This is a genomic window from Escherichia sp. MOD1-EC5950 (genome assembly GCF_002965345.1).
In the GTDB taxonomy this organism is placed as follows: domain Bacteria; phylum Pseudomonadota; class Gammaproteobacteria; order Enterobacterales; family Enterobacteriaceae; genus Escherichia; species Escherichia marmotae.
In genome coordinates this window covers 72,120-87,746 of the sequence record NZ_PTSR01000014.1, presented here as the reverse complement: position 1 = coordinate 87,746, position 15,627 = coordinate 72,120, and the positions used below count along the sequence as shown (strand labels likewise).

At 48.7% G+C, this 15,627-nt stretch carries 15 protein-coding genes and 1 pseudogene; 9 read left to right on the top strand and 7 right to left on the bottom strand.

Annotated features, from left to right (window positions below):
* Positions 1-173: 173 nt before the first annotated feature.
* Together mobB and mobA are read right to left on the bottom strand one after the other, a co-directional pair.
* Positions 174-701 carry a molybdopterin-guanine dinucleotide biosynthesis protein MobB gene (gene mobB / locus BEA93_RS14950; protein WP_105224735.1) on the bottom strand — a complete coding sequence of 176 codons (528 nt, stop codon included), beginning with the start codon at positions 699-701 and terminating at the stop codon, positions 174-176.
* A complete protein-coding gene (gene mobA, locus BEA93_RS14945) occupies positions 683-1,267 on the bottom strand; it encodes a molybdenum cofactor guanylyltransferase MobA (RefSeq protein ID WP_001517359.1) in 585 nt (194 codons plus the stop codon). The genes mobB and mobA overlap by 19 nt, the downstream gene beginning before the upstream one ends.
* 69 nt (positions 1,268-1,336) lie before the next feature.
* Between mobA and BEA93_RS14940 the strand changes: the two genes are divergently transcribed.
* From BEA93_RS14940 to BEA93_RS14925, 4 genes are all read left to right on the top strand, one after another.
* A complete protein-coding gene (locus BEA93_RS14940; protein ID WP_001295263.1) occupies positions 1,337-1,606 on the top strand; it encodes a YihD family protein in 270 nt (89 codons plus the stop codon).
* A gap of 76 nt (positions 1,607-1,682) precedes the next feature.
* Entirely contained in the window at positions 1,683-2,669 is a 987-nt protein-coding gene (srkA, locus tag BEA93_RS14935) for a stress response kinase SrkA (protein WP_105224734.1), read from the top strand.
* A gap of 16 nt (positions 2,670-2,685) precedes the next feature.
* Positions 2,686-3,312, top strand: a complete 627-nt coding sequence (gene dsbA / locus BEA93_RS14930; protein ID WP_000725337.1) for a thiol:disulfide interchange protein DsbA — start codon at positions 2,686-2,688, stop codon at positions 3,310-3,312.
* A gap of 153 nt (positions 3,313-3,465) precedes the next feature.
* Positions 3,466-4,896, top strand: coding sequence for a DUF945 family protein (locus tag BEA93_RS14925; RefSeq protein WP_105224733.1), 1,431 nt, complete (start codon positions 3,466-3,468; stop codon positions 4,894-4,896).
* 40 nt (positions 4,897-4,936) lie between these two features.
* Here the strand turns inward: BEA93_RS14925 and BEA93_RS14920 are convergent, their stop codons facing one another.
* Positions 4,937-5,869 carry an acyltransferase gene (locus tag BEA93_RS14920; RefSeq protein ID WP_016249356.1) on the bottom strand — a complete coding sequence of 311 codons (933 nt, stop codon included), beginning with the start codon at positions 5,867-5,869 and terminating at the stop codon, positions 4,937-4,939.
* Positions 5,870-6,232: 363 nt separating this feature from the next.
* Here BEA93_RS14920 and polA point away from each other — a divergent pair, with 363 nt between their 5' ends.
* Both polA and BEA93_RS26360 read left to right on the top strand, forming a co-directional pair.
* Positions 6,233-9,019 (top strand): DNA polymerase I, encoded by a 2,787-nt coding sequence (gene polA / locus BEA93_RS14910; RefSeq protein WP_016249355.1) that lies wholly within the window; start codon positions 6,233-6,235, stop codon positions 9,017-9,019.
* 165 nt (positions 9,020-9,184) lie between these two features.
* Positions 9,185-9,232, top strand: coding sequence for a spot 42 RNA, inhibition of DNA synthesis (locus BEA93_RS26360; protein ID WP_071892919.1), 48 nt, complete (start codon positions 9,185-9,187; stop codon positions 9,230-9,232).
* 186 nt (positions 9,233-9,418) lie between these two features.
* On the opposite strand, the gene yihA is transcribed toward BEA93_RS26360, so the two are convergent.
* Positions 9,419-10,051 carry a ribosome biogenesis GTP-binding protein YihA/YsxC gene (gene yihA, locus BEA93_RS14905; RefSeq protein WP_001517354.1) on the bottom strand — a complete coding sequence of 211 codons (633 nt, stop codon included), beginning with the start codon at positions 10,049-10,051 and terminating at the stop codon, positions 9,419-9,421.
* Between the two features lie 233 nt (positions 10,052-10,284).
* Here yihA and BEA93_RS14895 point away from each other — a divergent pair.
* The 3 genes and pseudogenes from BEA93_RS14895 to hemN all read left to right on the top strand — a co-directional run bounded on the left by BEA93_RS14895 (position 10,285) and on the right by hemN (position 12,703).
* Positions 10,285-10,512: pseudogene (locus BEA93_RS14895) on the top strand (hypothetical protein).
* A 118-nt stretch (positions 10,513-10,630) separates the two neighbouring features.
* Positions 10,631-11,140 (top strand): Der GTPase-activating protein YihI, encoded by a 510-nt coding sequence (gene yihI / locus BEA93_RS14890; protein WP_001517353.1) that lies wholly within the window; start codon positions 10,631-10,633, stop codon positions 11,138-11,140.
* Between the two features lie 189 nt (positions 11,141-11,329).
* Positions 11,330-12,703, top strand: a complete 1,374-nt coding sequence (hemN, locus tag BEA93_RS14885; protein WP_001517352.1) for an oxygen-independent coproporphyrinogen III oxidase — start codon at positions 11,330-11,332, stop codon at positions 12,701-12,703.
* Between the two features lie 155 nt (positions 12,704-12,858).
* Here the strand turns inward: hemN and BEA93_RS14880 are convergent, their stop codons facing one another.
* The 3 genes from BEA93_RS14880 to glnL all read right to left on the bottom strand — a co-directional run bounded on the left by BEA93_RS14880 (position 12,859) and on the right by glnL (position 15,551).
* Positions 12,859-12,969, bottom strand: a complete 111-nt coding sequence (locus BEA93_RS14880; protein ID WP_001517351.1) for a YshB family small membrane protein — start codon at positions 12,967-12,969, stop codon at positions 12,859-12,861.
* 111 nt (positions 12,970-13,080) lie between these two features.
* Positions 13,081-14,490 carry a nitrogen regulation protein NR(I) gene (glnG, locus tag BEA93_RS14875; protein WP_001517350.1) on the bottom strand — a complete coding sequence of 470 codons (1,410 nt, stop codon included), beginning with the start codon at positions 14,488-14,490 and terminating at the stop codon, positions 13,081-13,083.
* Positions 14,491-14,501: 11 nt separating this feature from the next.
* Positions 14,502-15,551 (bottom strand): nitrogen regulation protein NR(II), encoded by a 1,050-nt coding sequence (gene glnL, locus BEA93_RS14870; RefSeq protein ID WP_001517349.1) that lies wholly within the window; start codon positions 15,549-15,551, stop codon positions 14,502-14,504.
* Positions 15,552-15,627 lie beyond the last annotated feature (76 nt).

Below are 15,627 nucleotides of genomic sequence, written 5' to 3'. Positions count from 1 at the left end.
CAGAAGTGAAACGCCGTAGCGCCGATGGTAGTGTGGGGTCTCCCCATGCGAGAGTAGGGAACTGCCAGGCATCAAATAAAGCGAAAGGCCATCCGTAAGGATGGCCTTTTTGCGCTGGTGCGGAAAAAATGCCGGATGCAACGTTTGCCACGTCTTATCCGACCTACTCCTGCTTATTCAGCCTGCTGACTCATCCACCCAACAACAAAATCAGCCAGCCCCTCAATATCATTAATGTCCAGTAACGCGACATCAATATTAAGCGGTATATCGCTGGCCACAGCAATGACATGCCTGTCTATCACCAACTCTTCCGGTCGATGTCCGGCCCCATCGCGAAACAGCACAATCTTCGCGATCTCTTCATGTTTGAACCCTTCAACCAGAATCAAATCCAGCTTTGAGTCATCCATCCGGCTTGCGAGAAAATGCAAATCCAGTTCTTCTGCGTTTGGGGTTTCTGTCATCAAAGCCCAACGCTGCTGGCTGGCAACGATGGTTTGTGCCGCTCCGGCCTTGCGTAGCTCATAGCTATCTTTGCCCGGCTTATCAACATCCATATCATGATGCGTATGCTTAATAAGACCCGGACGGATCCCTCGTGCGCACAATACCGGAATAAGTTTTTTTAACAGTGTGGTTTTGCCGGTGCCACTCCATGCGGCAAAGGCGAGTAAAGGGATTATTGTCTTTCCTGCCATCGGGCAAGCTCCTCTGGCGTATTCACGTTAACAAATGCCTCTTTACGATCGCTGAAATCAACAGCATGACCGCCAGCAAGATTCATAAAGGCCATCACCCGGCGCTCTCCGGAATGCAGATATTCCTGCAATAATGGCTCAATAGTGCGATTTACCAGGGCAATAGTTGGATGATCCCGCTCGCCGTCATGGACCCACACTACAGATGCATCTTTTCGCTGATGATAAAGTCGGGAGGCTAAATCCTGGGGGATATAAGGCGTATCACACGGACAAAATAGAAACCACTCATCAGCTTCTTGCTGCATTACTGAAAGCATTCCCGCCAGAGGGCCTGGGTAATCTGCCAGTGAATCCTCAATTACTTTCAGACCGCTTAATTGGTAGATTTCCTGATGGCGATTGGCATTAACCACAACGTGAGATAACTGCGTCATTAGCGCGTCAGCGACATGCCTCCACAGCGGTTTGCCGTTTAATTCAAGTAATCCTTTATCTACGCCGCCCATGCGTCGGGCTTTACCGCCTGCCAGCACCACGCCTGTTATCGTCGTCATCAGATTCACCGATATCGCCTCTTTTATTGTGGGATTGACCCTGCTAACGTGTCTGTCTCAAGAGTAAGGAGCATCACTATGAAATGTAAACGTCTGAATGAAGTTATTGAACTCCTCCAGCCAGCCTGGCAAAAAGAGCCAGACCTTAACCTGCTGCAATTTTTGCAGAAATTGGCGAAAGAGTCAGGTTTTGACGGCGAACTGGCGGATTTGACGGATGACATTCTAATCTACCACCTGAAAATGCGCGATTCCGCAAAAGATGCGGTGATCCCGGGTTTGCAGAAAGATTATGAAGAAGATTTCAAAACGGCGCTGTTACGCGCACGTGGCGTAATTAAAGAGTAAAAGCTTGTAAGCGGCACCAACAAAATCATCGTGAAATGATATCCTTCATCATTCGTAATGTTTTCCGGATGATGGGATGAACAACAGCGCTTTTACTTTCCAGACACTACACCCGGACACCATCATGGACGCTCTGTTTGAGCAAGGGATCCGGGTGGATTCCGGTCTTACCCCACTTAACAGCTATGAAAACCGAGTCTATCAATTTCAGGACGAAGAGCGTCGACGCTTCGTCGTTAAATTTTATCGTCCTGAACGTTGGACAGCCGACCAAATCCTCGAAGAACATCAATTTGCGTTACAACTGGTAAACGACGAAGTTCCAGTCGCCGCGCCGTTAGCCTATAACGGTCAAACTTTATTGAATCATCAGGGATTTTATTACGCTGTTTTTCCAAGCGTCGGTGGTCGTCAATTCGAAGCCGACAATATTGATCAGATGGAAGCGGTGGGGCGCTATTTGGGGCGGATGCACCAGACGGGGCATAAACAGCTTTTTATCCATCGTCCGACTATTGGCCGGAATGAATATCTTACTGAGCCACGTAAGCTGTTTGAGGACGCCACACTAATACCTTCCGGGTTGAAGACCGCATTCCTGGAAGCGACAGATCAACTGATTGCCGCTGTTACAGCGCATTGGCGGGAAGATTTCACCGTTCTGCGGCTACATGGAGACTGCCACGCTGGAAATATTCTTTGGCGCGATGGTCCGATGTTTGTCGATCTGGATGATGCGCGCAATGGCCCAGCGGTACAGGATCTGTGGATGTTACTCAATGGCGATAAAGCCGAGCAGCGGATGCAATTGGAAACTATTATTGAAGCTTATGAAGAATTTAGCGAGTTCGACACCGCTGAAATCGGACTGATTGAACCTTTACGCGCCATGCGTTTGGTTTATTATCTTGCCTGGCTGATGCGGCGTTGGGCTGATCCCGCGTTCCCGAAAAATTTCCCGTGGTTAACCGGGGAAGATTACTGGCTGCGACAGACGGCGACTTTTATAGAACAGGTAAAAGTTCTACAAGAACCCCCTTTACAATTAACACCTATGTATTAATCGGAGAGAGTAGACAATGAAAAAGATTTGGCTGGCGCTGGCTGGTTTGGTTTTAGCGTTTAGCGCATCGGCGGCGCAGTATGAAGATGGTAAACAGTACACCACCCTGGAAAAACCGGTTGCTGGCGCGCCGCAAGTGCTGGAGTTTTTCTCTTTCTTCTGCCCGCACTGCTATCAGTTTGAAGAAGTTCTGCATATTTCTGATAACGTGAAGAAAAAACTGCCGGAAGGCGTGAAGATGACCAAATACCACGTCAACTTCATGGGTGGAGACCTGGGCAAAGATCTGACTCAGGCCTGGGCAGTGGCGATGGCGCTGGGTGTAGAAGACAAAGTTACTGTTCCGCTGTTTGAAGGCGTACAGAAAACTCAGACCATTCGCTCTGCATCTGATATCCGCGATGTATTTATCAACGCAGGTATTAAAGGTGAAGAGTACGACGCGGCGTGGAACAGTTTTGTCGTTAAATCTCTGGTCGCACAGCAAGAAAAAGCGGCCGCAGATGTGCAATTGCGTGGCGTTCCGGCGATGTTTGTTAACGGTAAATATCAGTTGAACCCGCAGGGTATGGATACCAGCAATATGGATGTTTTCGTTCAGCAATATGCTGACACAGTGAAATATCTGTCTGAGAAAAAATAATTCATTGTGAATTACATAAGGCCCGTGAATACTCGCGGGCTTTTTTATTTTTAAATAAATATAAATACTTTCTGATAATGCGTCCAGTTGCTGGACATTATTTCATCATAAGTGGATATTCAAACTTTTGCTGTTTTATCAGGGAATATCTATATGATACGTAAGTCAGCTACGGGTGTAATTATTGCGTTAGCCGTTATCTGGAGTGGTGGTACATGGTACACTGGCACGCAAATTCAGCCGGGTGTCGAAAAATTTATTAAAGATTTTAACGATGGGAAAAAGAAAGGTGAACATGCCTACGAGATGACGGCAAGCTATGAAAACTTTGGAAAAGGTTTTTTTAATTCCCATTTTCAAATGCTAATTACATTTGATAACGGAGCTCCAGATCTCAATATCAAACCAGGCCAGAAAGTTGCATTTGATGTGGATGTTGAGCACGGCCCGTTTCCCATCACGATGTTAATGCATGGTAATGTCATCCCTGCTCTGGCGGCTGCAAAAGTGAAATTAGTGAATAATGAACTGACACAGTCGCTATTTATCGCTGCGAAAGATAAATCGCCCGTCGAAGCATCATTGCGATTCGCATTTGGTGGCTCATTCTCTACGATATTAGATGTTGCTCCTGCAGAGTATGGTCAGGTATCCTTTGGTGAGGGCCAGTTTACTTTTAGCGGCGATAATAGTTCATTGTCTAACCTGAATATTGAAGGAAAAGTCGAAGATATCACTCTGAACTTATCGCCGATGAATAAAGTAATAGCAAAAACCTTTACTGTGAACTCCCTGACAAGACTGGAAGGAAATAAATTTCCGATTGGTGAAAATGAGTCAAAATTTAATCAGGTCAGCATTATCAATCGTGGTGAAGAGGTTGCCAAAATTGATGCATTCATAGCCAGGACAACGCTTGAGCGTGTTAAAGATAAAGACTTTATCAATGCTAATCTGACTTATGGTATTGAGAAATTAACCAAAGGAAATCAGGCGCTAGGTAGTGGTCAATGGTCGCTGATTGCTGAATCTATCGACCCAACGGCAGTTCGTCAATTTATCATTCAGTACAATATTGCGATGAAGAAGCAGTATGCAGCACACCCTGAGTTAGCTAACGATCAAAATGCGCAAGAAGAAGTGAATGCTGCGTTGTTCAAAGAGTCTTTACCGCTATTACAAAAAAGTGAACCGGTTATTAAATTACCGATTAGTTGGAAAAATACAGTCGGAGAACTTAACGCTAATCTGGATATCAGTATTGCTGATCCTGCTAAATCATCATCGGCCACAAATAAAGATATTAAATCACTCAATTTTGACGTGACTTTACCGCTTAATGTCGTCACTGAAATATCAAAGCAAATTAATTTATCTGAAGGAATGGATGCTGAAAAAGCCCAGAGGCGGGCTGATAAACAAATTAGCGGAATGATGGCGTTAGGTAAGATGTTTCAGTTAATCACCATTGATAACAATATCGCCTCACTGCAACTGCGTTATATGCCAGGTAAAGTTGTTTTCAATGGGCAGGAGATGAGTGAAGAAGAATTTATGTCTCGTGCAGGGCGTTTTATTCATTAAAATGATGCCTCGCCTCTGCTAATTCAGAGGCGAGTAAAACTTACTTATTCTGATGCTGTGATGACATCAGAGATGTCAGAAGCCGGTCTTTTTCCTGCCACAGTGAGTTCAGCCACTGCTGAAAATGGCGTTTAAAACCTTTGTCATTGATATAGTCGCCATGCAACTCTTCAGCAATGGGCTGTAAATCCACATGCACGACAATTCGTGTCAGTTTGCCACTTAACATATCGAAGAATGGTTGGCGATTATTGTCCGGATAACACAGCGTAACGTTGAGTAATTTATCGAATTGTTTACCCAGCACATTCAGTGCCATCGCAATACCGGCAGCTTTTGGCGGCAGAAGATTTTGAAATGCCGAATGGGTTTTTTGATGTTTCTCTTGCGTGAAACGGGAGCCTTCAACAAAATTCACAATAGTGGTGGGATGCCGACGAAACTTCTCGCATGAGCGCCGAGTGGTTTCAACATCTTTACCACGCCGCTCCGGATGACGTAATAAATAAGCGCGGGAATAACGCTTCATAAACGGCATATCCAGTGCCCAACACGCCAGGCCAAGAAAAGGCACCCAGGCAAGTTGCTGTTTGAGGAAATATTTATTCATCGGAATGTGCTTACGAAACAGCACGCACAGTACGACAATATCTGCCCAGCTACGATGATTACAAATAAGTAGATACCAGTTCTTTTTACTTAACCCCTCCAACCCGTGAACTTCCCATTGCAGGTGTGGGTTAAGGTGCAGCAAACACGCCAATCCTTCACACCAGCAATACATCATAAAATCACAAAAGCGTGAAACCTTTCGCCAAATTACTGGTACAGGTAACAACAGTTTTACGATCCCGGCAATGATGATCGGGACAGAACAAAAAATGGTGACCAAAATGGTCAATACGATACTCAGCAAAAGGGTTATCGTAGCGAGTATTCTCGTCATAATTAATTTATTCAAAAAGTTAGCCATAGACAGTGCGCGAAAGAAGCGCAAGGCGCAGATTTTAGCAGAAAACGATCCAAATAACGGATGATCCTTAAATAGAAAAATAAATCATATCTATCCACATTATAAAAAATCCCTTTTTCTCAATTGTTCGTTGAGGGGATATTTTTAACTTCATGAAAGTAAACGATAAATATTATGCTGTAAAAAGCATGAGAATAAATTAAAAGCGATGTAAATAATTTATGCACAAAGTTATCCACATGGGGATTAGCGAGCGATCCAGAAGATCTACAAAAGATTTTCACGAAAAGCGGTGAAAAACTCATGTTTTTATCCCGTCTGTGGCATCCTTTACCCATAATCTGATAAACAGGCACGGACATTATGGTTCAGATCCCCCAAAACCCACTTATCCTTGTAGATGGTTCATCTTATCTTTATCGCGCATATCACGCGTTTCCGCCGCTGACCAACAGCGCAGGCGAGCCGACTGGTGCGATGTATGGTGTCCTCAACATGCTGCGCAGTCTGATCTTGCAATATAAACCGACGCATGCAGCGGTGGTCTTTGACGCCAAGGGAAAAACCTTTCGTGATGAACTGTTTGAACATTACAAATCACATCGCCCGCCAATGCCGGATGATCTACGAGTGCAAATCGAGCCTCTGCATGCGATGGTTAAAGCGATGGGCTTGCCGCTGCTGGCCGTTTCTGGCGTAGAAGCAGACGATGTTATCGGCACTCTGGCACGCGAAGCAGAAAAAGCCGGTCGCCCGGTACTGATCAGCACCGGTGATAAAGATATGGCGCAACTGGTAACGCCAAATATCACACTCATCAATACCATGACGAATACGATCCTTGGCCCGGAAGAGGTCGTGAATAAGTACGGTGTACCGCCGGAACTGATTATCGACTTCCTCGCGCTGATGGGCGACTCTTCAGATAACATCCCTGGCGTACCGGGCGTGGGTGAAAAAACCGCGCAGGCACTGCTGCAAGGTCTTGGTGGGCTGGATACGCTGTATGCTGAGCCGGAAAAAATTGCTGGCCTAAGCTTCCGCGGTGCGAAAACAATGGCGGCGAAGCTCGAGCAAAATAAAGAGGTAGCATATCTTTCTTACCAGTTAGCGACGATTAAAACTGATGTTGAGCTGGAGCTGACCTGTGAACAACTGGAAGTGCAGCAACCGGCGGCTGAAGAGTTGTTAGGGCTGTTTAAAAAGTATGAATTCAAACGCTGGGTTGCCGATGTTGAAGCAGGCAAGTGGTTACAGGCCAAAGGGGCGAAACCGGCCACAAAGTCGCAGGAAACCATTGTTGTCGACGAAATGCCGGAAGTGACTGCGACGGTGATTTCTTACGACAATTACGTCACCATCCTTGATGAAAATACGCTGAAAGAATGGATTACGAAGCTGGAAAAAGCGCCGGTATTTGCTTTTGACACCGAAACCGACAGCCTCGATAACGTCTCTGCCAACCTGGTGGGGCTATCTTTCGCCATCGAGCCAGGTGTGGCGGCGTATGTACCGGTTGCTCATGATTATCTCGATGCTCCCGACCAGATCTCTCGCGAGCGCGCCCTCGAACTGCTGAAACCACTGCTGGAAGATGAGAAGGCGCTGAAGGTTGGGCAAAATCTGAAATACGATCGCGGCATTCTGGCGAACTACGGTATTGAGCTGCGTGGAATTGCCTTTGATACCATGCTGGAGTCCTACATTCTCAACAGTGTTGCCGGGCGTCACGACATGGACAGCCTTGCGGACCGTTGGCTGAAGCACAAAACCATTACTTTTGAAGAGATTGCCGGTAAAGGTAAAAATCAACTGACTTTTAACCAGATTGCCCTGGAAGAGGCCGGACGCTATGCCGCCGAAGATGCGGATGTCACCTTGCAGTTGCATCTGAAAATGTGGCCGGATCTGCAAAAACAAAAAGGACCGTTGAACGTCTTTGAAAACATCGAAATGCCTCTGGTGCCGGTGCTTTCGCGCATTGAACGTAACGGTGTGAAGATCGATCCGAAAGTTCTGCACAATCATTCAGAAGAACTCACTCTGCGTCTCGCGGAGCTGGAAAAGAAAGCGCATGAAATTGCTGGTGAAGAATTTAATCTTTCTTCCACCAAGCAGTTACAAACCATTCTGTTTGAAAAACAGGGGATTAAACCGCTGAAGAAAACACCGGGTGGTGCGCCGTCAACGTCGGAAGAGGTGCTGGAAGAGCTGGCACTGGACTATCCATTGCCGAAAGTGATTCTGGAGTACCGCGGTCTGGCGAAGTTGAAATCGACTTACACCGACAAGCTGCCGCTGATGATCAACCCGAAAACCGGGCGCGTGCATACTTCTTATCACCAGGCGGTGACTGCGACAGGGCGCTTGTCGTCAACCGATCCTAACTTGCAAAACATTCCGGTGCGTAACGAAGAAGGTCGCCGTATTCGTCAGGCGTTTATTGCGCCAGAGGATTACGTGATTGTTTCTGCGGACTACTCGCAGATTGAACTGCGCATTATGGCGCATCTCTCACGTGATAAAGGCTTGCTGACCGCCTTCGCAGAAGGAAAAGATATCCACCGGGCAACGGCTGCAGAAGTGTTTGGTTTGCCACTGGAAACCGTCACCAGCGAACAACGTCGTAGCGCGAAAGCGATCAACTTTGGCCTGATTTACGGCATGAGTGCTTTCGGTCTGGCGCGCCAGTTGAACATTCCGCGTAAAGAAGCGCAGAAGTACATGGATCTCTACTTTGAACGCTATCCAGGCGTGTTGGAGTATATGGAACGCACCCGCGCCCAGGCGAAAGAACAGGGTTACGTTGAAACGCTGGACGGACGCCGCCTCTATTTGCCGGATATTAAGTCCAGCAATGGTGCGCGCCGTGCCGCGGCAGAACGTGCAGCAATTAACGCGCCAATGCAGGGCACCGCGGCCGATATCATCAAGCGGGCGATGATTGCCGTTGATGCGTGGCTCCAGGCCGAGCAACCGCGTGTGCGTATGATTATGCAGGTACACGATGAACTGGTGTTTGAAGTTCATAAAGATGATCTCGATGTGGTAGCGAAGAAAATACATCAGTTGATGGAAAACTGTACCCGTCTGGATGTGCCGTTGCTGGTGGAAGTGGGAAGTGGCGAAAACTGGGATCAGGCGCACTAAGATTCGCCTGAGCAAGCCTTTTTTTCGTAAGTAAGCAACATAACTCGCCACATTTTGTGATGACTATTAGAAATTCCTATGCAACAACTGAAAAAAAATTACAAAAAGTGCTTTCTGAACTGAACAAAAAAGAGTAAAGTTACTCGCGTAGGGTACAGAGGTAAGATGTTCTATCTTTCAGACCTTTTACTTCACGTAATCGGATTTGGCTGAATTTTTTAGCCGCCCCAGTCAGTAATGACTGGGGCGTTTTTTATTGCACGAAAGAAAATATCTGTATTGTCTGATTCGCTACGCGTATCAGGTTTATTGTGAATAACAACTTATTGAATTTTCTTCACTTTAAAGGCCGGATAAGGCGTTTATACCGCATCCGGCACCAGCACAAGGGCAAGAAAATTATTCGCCGCTCTGCGCCTCTTCGACAGGCTGCATCTCGCTAAACCAGGTATCCAGCTTCTGACGCAGCTTATCCACACCTTGCTTCTTCAGAGAAGAGAATGTCTCTACCTGCACATCACCGTTAAACGCCAGCACCGCTTCACGCACCATATTCAATTGCGCTTTACGTGCACCGCTTGCCAGTTTGTCCGCTTTGGTCAGTAGCACCAACACGGCGATATTGCTGTCTACCGCCCACTCAATCATCTGCTGATCCAGATCTTTCAGCGGATGGCGAATATCCATCAGTACCACCAGGCCTTGCAGGCTCTGACGTTTTTCCAGGTATTCCCCTAATGCGCGCTGCCATTTACGCTTCATCTCTTCCGGAACTTCTGCGTAGCCATAGCCCGGCAAATCGACCAGACGTTTGCCGTCAGCCACTTCAAACAGGTTGATAAGCTGGGTGCGTCCTGGCGTTTTCGAGGTACGCGCCAGGCTTTTCTGGTTAGTCAGCGTGTTCAGCGCGCTGGATTTCCCTGCGTTGGAACGGCCTGCAAAAGCCACTTCGATTCCGGTATCGGAAGGTAAGTGGCGAATATCAGGCGCACTCATCACAAAATGCGTCTGTTGGTAATTCAAATTAGTCAAAGCGGTCGTCTCCATCAGTCAAAGCGTTGCGGCGATTATACCTGAACCACAATAAAAGACGGATTTTTCGGGGGAGTGGTGTAAGTAAAAACCATATGCTTTGTGAGATATTGCCGATCATTTTTATGCGAAATCGTAGAGAAAATTCTGCGATGCATGTCAAATAGGTCAAAGAAATCAGGTGATTAGTTTTATACAATAATCTGAAAATGAGTAAATACTGATGATAGTTTATTGTTTGTTTGGTGCAGAAGCGTAAAGTAGCACCCATAGAGCGAGGACGCTAACAGGAAGATGACTCAGGATGAGGGTCAGGAGCGCCAGGAGGCGAAGACAGAGGATTGTCAGGAAGACAAACGTCCGGAGACGTAATTAAACGGAAATGGAATCAACACGGAATGTTCTGGCTAATGGAAAAACAGGGTGTGTTGGCGGCCTGCAAGGATTGTAAGACCCGTTAAGGGTTATGAGTCAGGAAAAAAGGCGACAGAGTAATCTGTCGCCTTTTTTCTTTGCTTGCTTTCTGTTAGATTCCGCCGCAAATCTATACTGAATAAAACGGCTAAAAGACGAACTATTATGAAACCATCATCTTCAAACTCACGCAGCAAAGGTCACGCAAAAGCGCGTCGAAAAACACGCGAAGAGCTGGATCAGGAAGCTCGTGACCGCAAGCGTCAGAAAAAACGTCGTGGTCATGCGCCAGGCAGTCGTGCAGCGGGCGGTAGCGCTACATCGGGCAGTAAAGGCCAGAACGCACCGAAAGATCCACGCATTGGCAGTAAAACCCCTATTCCATTGGGTGTGACTGAAAAAGTCACCAAACAGCACAAACCGAAGAGTGAGAAACCTATGCTTTCACCGCAGGCGGAGTTGGAGTTACTGGAAACGGATGAGCGTCTGGATGCGCTGCTGGAACGTCTGGAAGCGGGCGAAACCCTGAGTGCCGAAGAGCAATCCTGGGTTGATGCTAAACTGGATCGAATTGATGAGCTGATGCAGAAACTCGGCCTCTCTTATGACGACGATGAAGAAGAGGAAGAAGACGAGAAGCAAGAAGACATGATGCGTCTGTTGCGAGGCAACTAACGGGTTTGCCACTGTGGGCCTTCCCGTTCTGCTGATAACCCTTCCGGTTATATGTTATCTGGTGTGGTTATTCGTTAAACTACAGCGGTTGTCGCGGCGACAAAAGTGGCTGCGCAACCGGTTGATGACCCGAAACGGACATCAGCCGGTACGCCGTAGCCGCCAGAGACGCCATCGGAAGGAGTGAGCATGTCTGTACAGCAAATCGACTGGGACCTGGCCCTGATCCAGAAATATAACTATTCCGGGCCACGATACACCTCGTACCCGACCGCGCTGGAGTTTTCAGAAGACTTCGGTGAACAGGCGTTTTTACAAGCCGTGGCGCGCTACCCTGAGCGTCCCTTATCTCTCTACGTGCATATCCCGTTCTGCCACAAGCTTTGCTATTTCTGTGGCTGCAATAAAATTGTGACTCGCCAGCAGCATAAAGCCGACCAATACCTGGACGCGCTGGAGCAAGAAATCGTTCATCGTGCGCCACTGTTTGCCGGACGTAAAGTCAGCCAGTTGCACTGGGGTGGCGGTACGCCGACGTACCTGAACAAAGCGCAAATTAGCCGTCTGATGAATCTGTTGCGGGAAAACTTCCAGTTTAATACTGATGCGGAAATCTCGATCGAAGTTGATCCGCGTGAAATTGAACTGGATGTCCTCGATCATTTACGTGCCGAAGGCTTTAACCGCCTGAGCATGGGTGTGCAGGACTTCAACAAAGAAGTGCAACGTCTGGTCAACCGTGAGCAGGATGAAGAGTTCATCTTTGCTCTGCTTAACCATGCGCGTGAGATCGGCTTTACCTCCACCAACATTGACCTCATTTACGGCCTGCCGAAACAGACGCCGGAGAGTTTCGCTTTTACCCTGAAACGCGTGGCGGAACTGAACCCTGATCGTCTGAGCGTCTTTAACTACGCGCATCTGCCGACCATTTTTGCTGCTCAACGTAAAATCAAAGATGCTGACCTGCCGAGTCCGCAACAAAAACTGGATATCCTGCAGGAAACCATCGCCTTCCTGACGCAATCGGGCTATCAGTTCATTGGTATGGATCACTTTGCCCGCCCGGATGATGAGCTGGCGGAGGCCCAGCGTGAAGGCGTGCTGCATCGCAACTTCCAGGGTTACACCACCCAGGGCGATACCGATCTGCTGGGAATGGGCGTCTCTGCCATCAGTATGATTGGCGATTGCTATGCGCAGAACCAGAAAGAGCTGAAGCGTTACTATCAGCAGGTAGATGAGCAAGGCAATGCGCTGTGGCGCGGTATTGCGTTAACGCGCGATGACTGTATTCGCCGTGATGTAATTAAGTCGCTGATCTGCAACTTCCGTCTGGATTACGCCCCCGTTGAACAGCAGTGGGATTTAAACTTCGCTGATTATTTTGCGGAAGACCTCAAGCTGCTCGCCCCATTAGCAAAAGACGGGCTGGTGGATGTCGATGAGAAGGGAATTCAGGTGACAGCGAAAGGTCGTTTGCTGATCCGCAACATTTGCATGTGCTTTGATACTTATTTGCGCCAGAAAGCGCGAATGCAGCAGTTCTCGCGGGTGATTTAGTTGAATGGCGCTTCGTTTACAACGGTGATAAACGAAAGCGCCATCAATTGACTGAGAACAAAACTGCCTGATGCGCTACGCTTATCAGGCCAACAAAACCTGTTTTTGTATGCCGGATAAAGCGTTCACGCCGCATCCGGCATGAACAACGAGTTTCAGCTAAACAGCCCAATCATCGCGGCACACAGCACGGCAGCAACGGCAGTTTGCGGCGCGTGGCTGCTAACTGCGCCACTCGATAGCAGATTAATTATTGATTCTAACATAATGACTCTCCCCGTTTTCCGGGCAAGATCATACTGAACTTATCGGAACAGTAAAGCGCAAAATAACAGCAATTTGCGCTCAATAATCAATCTTTACACAGCAAGCCTGAGTCACTCCATTCCCAACTCTTTTAACTTACGTGTCAGTGTGTTACGTCCCCAACCAAGCAGTCTCGCCGCTTCTTGTTTATGCCCCTGCGTATGTCGCAACGCGGTGGTCAGCAATGTCCGCTCCAGCTCAGGTTGCGCTTCAGAAAGTAAGTTTTGATGACCGGAACGCAGCGCCCGATCGGCCCATTGCGCTAACAACGTTGCCCAACTGTCCGGCTGCATTGTGGAAGGGCTTTCCGCTACGGTTGATTCAAACAGTTCGCCAGGCAAATCCTGAATCAACACTTCCTGTCCGGCGGCCATCACCGTTAGCCAGCGGCAGGTATTTTCTAGCTGACGCACGTTCCCCGGCCATGCAAGACGCGTCAGGGCGGCTTCTGTCTCCGGGTGCAGTAACTTCGCTTCTACACCCAGCTCACGCGCGGCAACTTGCAGAAAATGACGTGCCAGACGGGGAATATCCTCCCGACGCTCGCGCAGTGGCGGCAGATGAACACGGATAACGTTCAGGCGGTGGAACAGATCCTCACGGAACTTGCCTTCCTGCACACGCAGTTCCAGGTTCTGGTGAGTCGCAGCGATAATACGCACATCCACTTTCACCGGTGCATAGCCGCCAACGCGGTAAAACTGACCGTCTGCCAGCACGCGCAGTAACCGTGTCTGCACATCCAGCGGCATATCGCCAATTTCATCAAGGAATAACGTGCCCCCATCGGCCTGTTCAAAACGGCCCTGACGAACGGTATTGGCACCGGTAAACGCGCCTTTCTCGTGACCAAACAGTTCTGATTCGATCAAATCTTTCGGGATAGCCGCCATATTCAGCGCGATAAACGGCGCTTTGGCGCGCGGGCTATGGCGATGCAGGGCATGAGCGACCAGCTCTTTACCTGTGCCGGATTCGCCATTGATCAACACGCTAATAGAAGAACGTGAGAGACGGCCAATAATACGGAACACATCCTGCATGGCAGGCGCTTCGCCAATAATATCGGTTGTTGGTCCGTTAAGCTGAATATTGCGCGGTTGCTGCTGTTCCTGGTAATGGCTGATGGCTCGCTCAACCAGCGCCACGGCTTCGTCGATATCAAACGGTTTGGGCAGATAATCAAACGCCCCTTGTTGATAGGCGCTAACGGCGGCATCCAGATCGGAATGTGCGGTCATAATGATGACCGGAAGCATCGGATGACGCTGTTTAATTTGCTTGAGCAACGCCAGCCCGTCCATTCCGGGCATACGGATATCTGAAAGCAGTACATCCGGCGTTTTGCTTGCCAGCGCCTCCAGCACTTCGGCACCGTTCTCAAATGCCGTGCAGGTTAAACCCGCTCCAGCGAGCGCACGTTCAAGCACCCAACGGATGGAACTATCGTCATCGACTACCCAGACTATCCCTCGTTGCATAAACGTCACCTTTATTTCCTGATAGGCAGGTAAACCGAGAACTCGGTATGACCCGGCCAACTGGTAAATTCAATTTTGCCTGAATGCTGATCAATCAAGTTACGGGCGATGGATAAACCAAGCCCGGTGCCGCCTTCGCGACCGCTGACCATCGGATAAAACAGCGTATCCTGCAAATGGGGCGGAATACCAGGCCCGTTATCTTCCACATCAATTCGTGCTGCCAGCCGATAGCGTTCGCCATGCAAGGTCAGTTGAAACGCGGTGCGGGTACGCAGAATAATTTCACCGCCCTCCGGCCCCAGCGCTTGTAACGCATTGCGCACAATATTCAGCAGCACTTGCTCAATCTGATCCGGATCGTGCGCCAGTTCTGGCAGGCTGGGGTCGTAATCACGAATCAACCGTACATTGTTCGGTAATTCCATCGACACCAGCGTCACCACGCGCTCTGCCACTTTGTGAATGCTTTCGGTGACGTGTGTGCCTGGTAGTTGCGGCCCCAACAGACGGTCGACCAGATTTCGCAGTCTGTCCGCCTGCTCGATAATCACTTTGGTATATTCCAGCAGAGACGGATCGGGCAACGCTTTGCTGAGTAACTGCGCCGCACCTCGTAAGCCGCCAAGTGGATTTTTGATCTCATGTGCCAGGCCGCGGACCAAATCGCGGGCAGCAACTTGCTGGGCGTGCTGTAGCTGCTCCTGGCTTAAGCGACGCTGGTTATCCATCGGTGTCATCTCCAGCAGGATCATGCCGTCCGGCATACGCTGGGCCGTCACAGAAAGAATATGCGAGCGCCCGTCAATCACCAGCGTCACTTCGTTATCGGTAAAACCTTGCCCCGCCTCCAGACTTTCTTGCATCAGACCGATATTTAGCGAGAAGTAGCTCAACAGTTCCGGTAACGGCGTACCAAACAATTTACGGGAACTTTGGGCGAGCAGTTGTTGCGCGGCGGGGTTGGCGTAATGGATCGCCAGGTTGTCGTCAATTAACAAAATACTGTTAATCAGAGAGTTGAGGATCTGCCCAGCATCGGGCTGCGTGCCTGTTGCCATAAAGCAGTCTCCTGAACAGGTTGCACCATTTTAGTGCATTATAGCTTTTTACGGATAAAAAGCGCGAAGCATCAGA

Bases quoted from the DNA above. Each gene is read 5' to 3' on its own strand.
- mobB (WP_105224735.1), bottom strand. From the start codon at position 701: ATGGCAGGAAAGACAATAATCCCTTTACTCGCCTTTGCCGCATGGAGT.
- BEA93_RS14940 (WP_001295263.1), top strand. From the start codon at position 1,337: ATGAAATGTAAACGTCTGAATGAAGTTATTGAACTCCTCCAGCCAGCC.
- srkA (WP_105224734.1), top strand. From the start codon at position 1,683: ATGAACAACAGCGCTTTTACTTTCCAGACACTACACCCGGACACCATC.
- dsbA (WP_000725337.1), top strand. From the start codon at position 2,686: ATGAAAAAGATTTGGCTGGCGCTGGCTGGTTTGGTTTTAGCGTTTAGC.
- BEA93_RS14925 (WP_105224733.1), top strand. From the start codon at position 3,466: ATGATACGTAAGTCAGCTACGGGTGTAATTATTGCGTTAGCCGTTATC.
- BEA93_RS14920 (WP_016249356.1), bottom strand. From the start codon at position 5,869: ATGGCTAACTTTTTGAATAAATTAATTATGACGAGAATACTCGCTACG.
- polA (WP_016249355.1), top strand. From the start codon at position 6,233: ATGGTTCAGATCCCCCAAAACCCACTTATCCTTGTAGATGGTTCATCT.
- yihI (WP_001517353.1), top strand. From the start codon at position 10,631: ATGAAACCATCATCTTCAAACTCACGCAGCAAAGGTCACGCAAAAGCG.
- hemN (WP_001517352.1), top strand. From the start codon at position 11,330: ATGTCTGTACAGCAAATCGACTGGGACCTGGCCCTGATCCAGAAATAT.
- BEA93_RS14880 (WP_001517351.1), bottom strand. From the start codon at position 12,969: ATGTTAGAATCAATAATTAATCTGCTATCGAGTGGCGCAGTTAGCAGC.
- glnG (WP_001517350.1), bottom strand. From the start codon at position 14,490: ATGCAACGAGGGATAGTCTGGGTAGTCGATGACGATAGTTCCATCCGT.
- glnL (WP_001517349.1), bottom strand. From the start codon at position 15,551: ATGGCAACAGGCACGCAGCCCGATGCTGGGCAGATCCTCAACTCTCTG.